Here is a 10,123-nt window from a genome sequence, read left to right as displayed (position 1 = left end):
ATCGAGTCCCGCTCGGCTGATTCGATTCCCGCGATCGACGGTGACAGTTTCATGACAGCAACGTCGGTGTTGGGATCCATCAAGATCTTTTCCGGGACCCAACGTCGACCGTCACTGGTACGCATCACAATTTGATTGGACGCGGCACCCTTGATGACATGGCGATTGGTCAGAACCCAAGATTCACCGGCGACGTCGAGAACGACACCACTGCCGGCTTCATCAAACGACTCGGCTGTCGCACCACTGCCTTGCGTCTTGTGAGCCTCGATGTGGATCACGCTGGGTTTAACCAAGTGGCTGACTCGGCGGACCAAATTACCCAACCGGTCGAAGTGTTCAAACTCTTCGGCCAAGTCTTCGAACAAACGATCTCGCGCCACGTCGACTTGATCCGACGTCGGCAACATTGTGCCGGACCGAGGGCCTTCCAAGCGAGAGCCACTGCTAACGATGTCACGATCAGAGCCTACCCGCAGGCCTTGGCGTGGTCCGTTGTCTTGGGCCGATGCCAGCGGGCTATGGTGAACTCCAGACAACAAAGCCAGCAGCGTGAGTGTCGCTGCGTGGATGGTTGTTCTGAAGGAAACACTCATCGAAGTTCCATCCGCGATCGGGAAGTGTTTGCCAGAAATTGACACACAACTGCATTCGTCACGTTGGAGATTGATCACGTTGGCGAACGTCCGGACGCGGGAGTTGAACGATGAGGAACGGGGGTGCCCCGGACACAGACCGATCGAAATGACGATCGGAAATGCGGGGCGATTCTACGCATCGTCCAAGTCGCGGGACCAGCTTTTGTTTGCCGGCGGGGTGACGCATAACTGCCAGAAACCGACCAATCCGAACGTGAATCCGAGGGATTTCGCTCAATCCGAGCGGGGAATGGTAATGATTGTTCCGGTCTTTTGGGTTAAAGGGGCGTTCTATGTTGTTTGGCGGGATGCAGACATTTATTCTGAGGGCAATTATCTGGTCCCTTGATTAGGGGATACATCGCACGCGAATGGCTGGTCTCATCATGAAACGTACACCTTGGAAAGCTCGACCGTCTCAGTCCCGCTCCGGATCGAAAAACGCTCGCGTTCGGTCAGAGCGACGAAAACTTGCACGGCGGCGAAACATCCGGATGGAGACACTCGAGAGCCGTCATTTGTTGGCGGCGATCAGTGGCGAAGTGTTTCTTGATCTCAATCAAGACAGCACTCGCCAGGGCACCGAGAACGGCGCCGCCGACGTTCGCGTCTACTTGGATGAGAACGTCAATGGAAGGATGGACGAAGGCGAAGAGTCCGTTCTGACCGACTCCGCCGGGTTCTTCTCGTTCTCGCAATTGCCCGCTGGTGACTACCACGTTCGCGTTTTACCAGAACAAGGTTTGGTGCAGACCGCACCTCAAAAGACGTTTGGTTTGTTAGAAACCGTGACGCAAGAATCGGGAGTGAACGTTCGTGCGTCTCAAGCGTTTCAGTTTGGAACACACGAGGTCGACAACCAACGATTGGTGGAGTTGCTCGGCCAACCCATCACCAGCCGACTCGATGGTATCACTCGAATCAACGATGGCGACTTGTTGGCTGTTGATAGCCGCGCCAACGAGGTGTTCCGAATCAACCCCAGCAACGGAGAGATCACTCGTCTGGGAAACACCAACGTCGATATCGTTGGCGGGTTGGCTTACGACGCGGTCACCGACAGCGTTTACACCTTGGTGCGAGGTGGTGGCGACAACACGTTGCGACGTTTGGCCAGTTTGGATGTGAACACGGCGAAGGCGACTTTGATTGGTGGCGGCCGTTCAGGCTTGGCATCGGTTGCTGACATCACGTTCGATCCAGTCAATCGACGTTTGATCGGTTTTGATGACACGGACAATGAGTTCTTTGCGTTTGACATGTTCGGCAATGGGCGGACGCTGTCTTACACGTCGCGAAGTGTCGACACATTCACGATGAGTTTGGCGGGGTCCGATCTAACCGCAGCTTTGCCGGCTGATGCGACCTACGTGACCATGTTTGATGCCGATGACACCGGATTGGTGTCGACGATTTTGGTCGATGTCGACACGGGGTTGGTTTCGGATTCTTTTCATGTCAGCCAACCAATCAAACCAGTCGCGCTGACTCGGCCAACAACGGGCAACAACTCTCAGTACGTCGAAGTGACAGAGTTTCAAACCGTGGCCGGTTTGCAGTTTGGTATCTCGCCCGACGTGATTGGATTCCGAGTTCGTCCCAGTAACCCCGAGTCAGGTGTTGGGGCGTTGGGGCAAGAAGGATTGACCGTCGTTGGCGGTGCCATCGGTCCCGATGTGGTGGAAATCACGCTGAACAGACAACCTGATTCGGATGTTGTCCTCAACTTGGACGTCATCGCTCCCGGCGGAAGCAACCCTGGAGTGATCTTGGAAACTAATCAGCTCGTGTTCACGCCCGATGATTGGAATCAAGTCCGCCGCGTGATGGTTTCACCAGACCCGGACAATCCTGTCAACGTGATCACGAACATCGACCTTGAGATCGTCGTGGATCGTGATCTGTCCGATGCCGCTTGGATCGATCTGCCGTTGCGAACGATGGAAATTCGCGTTCTGCCGCCCGTGTTGTCAGTGGAATTGAATCAACCGGTGATCAACGAGTTGATGATCGAAGCAGGGTTCGCTTCCACGTTCAACGATTTGACGGATCAATACATCGAATTGCGTGGGATGCCCAACGAGCGATTGGAGGATGGAACGTACTTCGTTGCCATTTCCGAAGACACCCTCAACGAAGGTACTGTCGAGACCATCATCGATTTGTCGGGCCAAACGTTCGGTGCCAATGGTTTCCTGGTATTGCTGCAAGAAGGTAACTCTTACGAAGCAGCGTTTGGATCGCGCGTGTTGGAAAGTGACCAGTCGGGATTCCTGGGGCTTCCCGACGGGATCTATTCGGATGATTCGGACGACGGTTCCTTGTTTCGTACTTTTGATAACCGCGGGTATTTCTTGATTCAGTCGGATGTCCCACCGGCACTCGGCGATGACATCGACACGGATGACGACCAGCGAGCGGACGATGGTGGTTTGTTATCGACTTGGAATGTGTTGGATGCCGTTGCGATCCAAGACTACGTCTTCGGCGACAACTTCTCCTACGCACCGATTCTGTTCGCTGAAAACATCAGTTCCACGGCGCGGAGTTATGTGTTGCCGCCCGGCGGAACGGTCGTGGAAGCTGACGGTTTTGGCTACGTCGGTCGATTGGGCGATTCCATCGGATCCTCGCCGGAGGATTGGGTATTCGGAACACCGGTTGATGCGGCCGATGGATCTGCGATTGAGTTCGAAACTGGTGGCAAGCACGAGTTACTGGCTTCGTCCGTCTCGCAACCGGCACTTGCGGATCGTTTGCTCAACCACATCGGCGAAAGCAATTTCGTTGGCGGTGCTCGCGGACAGATCTTGCTGGCACCCTCGGCGGGAGCCATCGCCGATGGAGCTCCGGAGGATTTGAGATTGCCCGGTCAAGGCATCACCGTTTTCGCGGACACCAATGACAACGATCGCTTGGACGATTTGACATTTGTCGTCGAGCCCGATGACGTGGTGCCACCGTTCGATCCGTTGGACCCAACGGTTCAGGATCTGACGTACGTGCTCACAAACGAATTCCCGGGCGTGACCATCACCAGCACAAGCGGCAGCTTCTTTTCGAACACTCCGGTCTTGGCCGAACGTCAATATTTGAGCGGCCGAATCAGCGGCAACCGCGTGTTCAGTGACGGCGGCTTCCAACAATTCTCAACCTTCAACCGGCTACGGTTTGATTTCTATCGCCCCGTGAAGTCGGTTTCGATTGACGCTCTCGGCAGTGCGTTCACGTCGTTGGTTTCTTACGGTCGCTTGGATGCGTTCAATGCTGATGGCGACTTGATCGCCACGGCGGTGAGTGGCGTGTTGGTTAATGGTCGCCGAGAAACGGTGACGTTGTCTGTGCCTTCGGATGAGATCGTTCGCGTTGAAGCGTATTCGGACACCACGATCAGTGGCGGGACAACGTTTGGTGCGTTCGATCGATTGACCTACGTGCAAAGCGAAGCGACCGCGGTGACCGATCAAGACGGTATCTATGAGTTGCGATCACTGTTCGAAGGCGACTATGACTTGCAGGTCCAAACCGGATCTGGAGCGACGGCGCTATTGGGGACGGCTGAGCATCCCTTCACCGTGTCACGCTTTGACAACTTTGTCTTCGAAGATGTGTTCCGGGTGAACACGTTGCCGAAGACGACTGACCAGGTCATTTTGGTGGATGAGAATCTGCCGGTCGGAACTGAGATCCTTGTTCAGCAAGCAGATGACGCCGATCAGCCAGCTGACGGTGGCGTGCCATTGTTGTATGAGATCATTGGTGGGAACTCCGCCGGATTGGTAGTCGACTCGACCACCGGTAATTTGACCGTGACGACGGACTCGGACTTGGATTTCGAAACCGAGCCCAACCGGATCATTACGATGCGAATCACGGATGCCGCGGGTGCAAAGACCACGAACCGCATCACAATTTCGTTGCGAGACATCAACGAGGCTCCCGTGGTGGACGACACACCGTTGGTGGTCACAGAAGATGTGCCGGCGGGTTCCGCGATTGGACGCATCAAAGCGTTTGATCCCGACATCGCATTCCGTCAACAACTCTCGTTCGAGCTGGTTGGTGGTGAAGCCCAGAATGACTTCAGCGTCGATCCAGTCACCGGTGTGGTGACGTTGCTGAATGCGGATAGTTTGGACTTCGAGAACAACACGCAGCGAACTTTGCTCGTTCGTGTCAGCGATGACGCAGCCATTCCGGCGGAAAACATTGTTGAACAGCAGATCCTTGTGCTCAACGAAAACGACCGGCCGACAATCTCACAAACTCAGTTCACTGTGTCCGAAGACGCGACGGGTGAATTGTTCCGTTTGGAAGTTGACGATCCCGATGAAGGCCAGATGCATCAATTCGAAGTGGTCGGCGGAGTCGCGGCCAACTTCGTTCGTGTCACCCAAGAAGGTGCCGCGAGGTTGTTGCCCGGTGCGGAGTTGGATTTCGAAACGTTCCCGAACATGACGTTGCGAGTTCGCGTTAGCGACAATGGTGGCCCGCCATTGGCCGAAACGGTGAATGTCCAGATTTCAGTCTTGGGTGTGAACGAACAACCAAGGCTGCAACCATCAGTGGTCCAGTTCAACGAGGGCAGCGTTCCCTCCGCGGACCGAATCCTGACGTTGGTGGATCCTGAACAGCGGCCGCAAGATCACAGCATTGAATTGCTGGACGGTCCATCGAATTCATTGTTTGAGTTCGTTGCCGGAACCGGTGCTGAAGCGGGTACTGGAACACTCCGAATCGCGTCTGGAGTGGAACTTGATTTTGAGGAACAATCGGTTCACCAATTGAACTTCCGAATCACGGACACCGTCGACAGCTCCGTCGCACCATTCACGGCGACGTTGTTGGTGGAAGTGCTGAACCGCAACGAGAATCCTAGTATCACCACCGAACGTGTCGTCGTTTCGGAAGTGCCGTATCCAAACGGTGCACCCGCCTCGAGCGATAACTGGGTGATTGTCGGACGGATCGGTGTGGCGGATCCCGACGGTGACTTGGTCACGACCCAATTGGTTGGCGGTACCGGGTTCTCCAATTTCGATTTGGATCCCAATTCGCGATTGCTTCGGGTTCGTCCGAACGCTGTCTTTGACGTCGATGCACCTGACGCACCCGCTCAAACGTTGGTGATTCGGGCCGACGATGGAACCGCGACGACGGATCGCACCATCACGGTGCAGGTCAACAACGTCAACGAACCACCCGTGTTTGATATGGCGATGGCCGATGCAACTTTCCAAGACCGTGCGTTGGTCAGTGGGCAATACCTGGAATTCCAATTGCCCGATAACATGGTCAGTGATCCAGAGGGTGGAAACTTCTCGATCCGCATCTTTGGTCAATCGGGTACCTTGCCGAGCTGGATGAAGTACGACATCGAAACACGAACGCTAGTTGCAACACCGGGACCATTCGACACCGGTGTCTACAACTTGACGGCTCGTGCGTTGGAGTTTGGACCTCGTCCGCTCGCGACGGATGTGCAGTTCACCTACACGGTCGGGTTGGGACAAACACCGTTCCAAAACGCTCGCAACCGTTACGATGTTGACCGAAACCAATCGGTTGCACCTCTGGATGCACTGCGGATCATCAACTACCTGGAAGCCAATGGCCCCGGTCGTTTGGAACCTGGAAACATGCAATCGTTCCCCGGGTACCTGGATGTTTCCGGCAACGGTGAAGTGACCTCGTTGGACGCTTTGATGGTGATCAACGAGATCAATCGTCTGGAAGAAGAAAACGCTGGTGCCGAACCGGTTTTGGTCGAGATTTCGCCCGACGACTTCTTGCGTCGCGAAGATGCGGTGGACGAAGTGTTGGCGGCTGAATTCGATACCCCCTCGCTGTTCTGAAGGAAGTGACTGGTCACGATGGAAGAAACGGGCACGGACGCCGAAAATGCTTCCATTGATCCAAGCATGCTTTCAACCCGCTGGGCAATCGCCGAGCGGGTTTTGAGCGAATCGTTTGGATTTGATCGTTTGCTACCGCCTCAGAAGAAGGTCATCGAGCGACTGTTTGACGGTCGCAACGTGGTCGCGGTGATGCCGACGGGAAGTGGCAAAAGCTTGTGCTACCAACTGGTCAGCCAATGCTTGCCGCACCTGACCGTGGTTGTGTCGCCCTTGGTCGCTTTGATGAAGGACCAAGGCGATTCGCTGAAACGGCGCGGCATCGAGGTCGCGAGGCTGGATCACTCCGCTTCGCCGCAAGAACTGCGTTTGGACTTGAAACGAGTTCGGTCGGGCCACTGCAAGTTGCTGTACGTTTCCCCGGAACGCTTTTTCAACGAGCGTTTTCGTGCGGTGTTGGGCGAGACACCAATCTCGATGCTGGCGGTCGACGAAGCCCACTGCATGAGCGAATGGGGGCACCATTTTCGTCCTGATTATCTACGGTTGCCGGATGTGGTGGAAGAACACAACATCCCGCAGGTGTTGGCGTTGACCGCGACAGCACCCCAACGCGTCGTTCGCGAAATTCGTTCCGCGTTTGGATTGGAACGAACCGATGTTGTGAAAGTGCCAACGCATCGATCCAATCTGCATTTGCAATGCACGCAGGTGACTTCGCGTGAGCGGGATGAGCGATTGCTGGACCAGCTTCGCAAGGCGGCGAAGTCTCGAACCAAAGGCGTCACGATTGTTTACGTCACTCGTCGTCGAACTGCTGAACAACTGGCTGAGTCGCTAAGCGAAGCGGGCCTTTCCGCGATGGCCTATCACGCGGGATTGACCAGCGAGCAACGTGAATCCATTCAGCAGTGGTTCCTGGAATCCAATAACGGCATCTTGGTCGGCACCGTGGCGTTTGGCATGGGCGTGGACAAGGCCAATGTTCGCCGAGTGATTCACTACAACCCTTCGTCTTCGTTGGAAGGGTACAGCCAAGAGATTGGTCGTGGCGGCCGGGATGGCAAAGCGACCCAGTGTCAAACTTGGTTGGTTCCCGAAGACCAAGTCGCGATTCGCAATTTGCCGTGCAGTGATTGGCCGACGAAGGCGTCGGTGGAACGTTTGCTGGATCGATTGATCGGTCAACCGGATTCGTTTTATCTGGCGTTGGGCAAGTTGGCTTGGGAGGTGAACCTGTCATCCGGCGTGGTCGGCACGTTCATGATTCAATTGCGGCAGCGCGGGCACCTCGACTTGCTGCCCGCTCGGTATGACGTTTACCGAGTCAAACCAAGGTGTGACATTTCTGAAATTGTTTCGCGGAGTGACGCGATTGATCCGGAGGCTGTGTCGGCGATTGTTGCTTCGCTGGTCAAAGCCAAGCGGGCGTACCGCGTCAATTTGGTGGTGGCAACGCGTCAGTATCGCGTGCCTCGAACCCGCTTGGTCGCGGCCCTGGAAGAATTGTCATTGTCCGGCATCATCGAGTTGGAGTCGTCCGAGTTGATGCATGGGTACCGCTGGATAGAACGAATCGCTCGACCCGCAACAACGGTGAAACACTTGCTGAAACGGTTTGACGCGTCGATGGAGGCGACTCAGCATCGCATCGATTCGATGATGGAGTTCATTTCCTGCAAGGAGTGTTTGCCGGTCGCGATGGCGGCTCATTTCGGTTCGCGACGTTCGCGTCCCTGCGGAAAATGCTCGACTTGTCGCGGCGAGGGGCCGTGGGATACCCAGTTGAATCCGCCTGATTCGATCGGGGATTCTGCCCGAAAAGCGATGTCCGATGCGATCGCGGAGTATCCCGACCTCTTTTCAGATCCGATCGATCGGGCCAAATTCCTGTGTGGCTTGTATTCACCCGCTTTCATGCGTTTTCGCGTGAACCGGCATTTTGGCTTTGGTGTCTGTGAATCTGTTCCCTTCCCGACCGTTTTGGCGGCGATGAGGGCGAACTGATTCGTCGTGATCACTAGCTCGCCGGGTTGCTGAATTAGTCGTTAATGACGTTTTAACGCATGTAGGATGGGCACTCTTGCCCGTCAGAGCCATGGATGTCGGCCAAGAGTGGCCAACCTACAACTAAATCAACATGCGGTCACGCGTCGGGTCAGGACTCGCAAGCTGATTTTGTAAAACGACCCGCTGCACGACACTCCTTGACTCGTTCCCTCAAAACCACAATCCCTCGAAACCACTTTTGAGACTGGCACCCATGATCACCATCGTCGACTATCAAATGGGAAACCTCCGCAGCGTCCAAAAGGCGGTGGAACGTTCGGGCGTGGAGGCGGAGATCACCAGCGACGCTGGCCAAATCGCAGCGGCGGAACGATTGATCCTGCCGGGCGTAGGAGCGTTTGGGGATGCGATTGGCGAGATTCGTCGTCGTGATCTGGAGAAGCCGATCAAAGATTTCATCGCGTCGGGCAAACCGTTTTTGGGAATCTGCCTGGGTCTGCAAATGTTGTTCGAGCAAGGCTTCGAGGGCGGCACCCACGAAGGACTCGGGGTCTTGGGCGGCGATGTGGTTGCATTCGAATTGCCCGCCGAGTTCAAAGTCCCGCACATGGGATGGAACGCGGTTGACGTGAAAGCCGCCGGCGCGGATCTCGGCATTCAATCCGGAACGCATTTCTACTTTGTGCACTCGTACTTCGTTCGCCCGACCGATCCATCGGTGGTCGCACTGACGTGTGATTACGGTGGCGAGTTTTGTGCCGCGGTGCGTCGTGGCAATTTGATGGCGACCCAGTTCCACCCCGAAAAGAGCCAGGGGGACGGACTGCGATTGATGCAGCGTTTCGCGACCTCACCGGTCGAAGTTGCCTGATCCATTCGCCATCCAACCACGAGCACACTCGCATGTCTTCTTCTATCTCGACTCCTCCCGCACACCAATTGCAAACCGAAAACGGGAGTTTGCAAATCCGGTTTGAGTGGCAACAAGATCGCTACGCCCACGTTGTTCGCTGGCAGTCCGAATCCGGCGAGGTGATCGAGGCCTGCAGCGTGGAAGGTTCGTCCGATCAGGATTGGCCCGCCTCACCCGCACTTCAGCAATTGTCGACCGAGACCATCGAAGGCGTGCCAACGATTTTGGGAGTTGGCTGTGCCGGCAGCAGTCACTTCAGTGTTAGCGTGCAAGTGCTGGAAAAGGGCGACGCGGATGACGGCAAAGCGTTGTCGGTCGTTCGATTCGATTGGGCTGTTCGAATGTCGGCATCCGATGCGAAGGAGCACCCGAACGCCGATCTTGGGACCAAATACACGTCCGAGAAAATGTTGGCGAGTGCGGTTCGTGGACAAACCCAATCGGTTCGCCAGTCGGGGGCCGATGGCGGAACCAGGTTTGTGCCGGATCAATCCGCTGGCGGTCGAACGCGGCAGTGGAGCTACGATCTGCTCGGGGCGACTTAGGGTTTTGTAACGGAAGGGCGCGAGCTCTCCGGTGACGCGGAACCGGGCGGCTCGCGCCGCTCCGCTAAGGAGGTCGTGCAGTTTTGAAGTGCCGTGCTCGCAAGGTTGAAGTCACCCTCCTGAACGGAGTTGGGGAGGGTCGGAATGCGAGCGTTCAGCGAG

The 10,123-nt window shown here is 55.8% G+C and carries 5 protein-coding genes; 4 read left to right on the top strand and 1 reads right to left on the bottom strand.

The window, feature by feature from the left end:
• A partial coding sequence (locus B2R17_RS09490; RefSeq protein ID WP_286763804.1) for a trypsin-like peptidase domain-containing protein occupies positions 1 to 596 on the bottom strand: 596 nt, incomplete at its 3' end.
• 536 nt (positions 597 to 1,132) lie between these two features.
• On the opposite strand from B2R17_RS09490, the gene B2R17_RS09485 reads away from it, so the two are divergent.
• From B2R17_RS09485 to B2R17_RS09470, 4 genes are all read left to right on the top strand, one after another.
• Positions 1,133 to 6,493 (top strand): cadherin domain-containing protein, encoded by a 5,361-nt coding sequence (locus B2R17_RS09485; RefSeq protein WP_286763803.1) that lies wholly within the window; start codon positions 1,133 to 1,135, stop codon positions 6,491 to 6,493.
• Between the two features lie 18 nt (positions 6,494 to 6,511).
• Positions 6,512 to 8,500: a RecQ family ATP-dependent DNA helicase gene (locus tag B2R17_RS09480; protein ID WP_414707275.1), complete on the top strand. Its 1,989-nt coding sequence runs from the start codon at positions 6,512 to 6,514 to the stop codon at positions 8,498 to 8,500.
• A gap of 256 nt (positions 8,501 to 8,756) precedes the next feature.
• A complete protein-coding gene (gene hisH, locus B2R17_RS09475) occupies positions 8,757 to 9,374 on the top strand; it encodes an imidazole glycerol phosphate synthase subunit HisH (protein ID WP_008653161.1) in 618 nt (205 codons plus the stop codon).
• Positions 9,375 to 9,406: 32 nt separating this feature from the next.
• A complete protein-coding gene (locus B2R17_RS09470) occupies positions 9,407 to 9,961 on the top strand; it encodes a hypothetical protein (RefSeq protein ID WP_286763801.1) in 555 nt (184 codons plus the stop codon).
• Positions 9,962 to 10,123: the final 162 nt, after the last annotated feature.

Source organism: Rhodopirellula sp. UBA1907, assembly GCF_002337565.1.
GTDB lineage: Bacteria > Planctomycetota > Planctomycetia > Pirellulales > Pirellulaceae > Rhodopirellula > Rhodopirellula europaea.
Note: the sequence above shows the minus strand (reverse complement) of the source record. Positions and strands in the feature narration are given on the sequence as shown.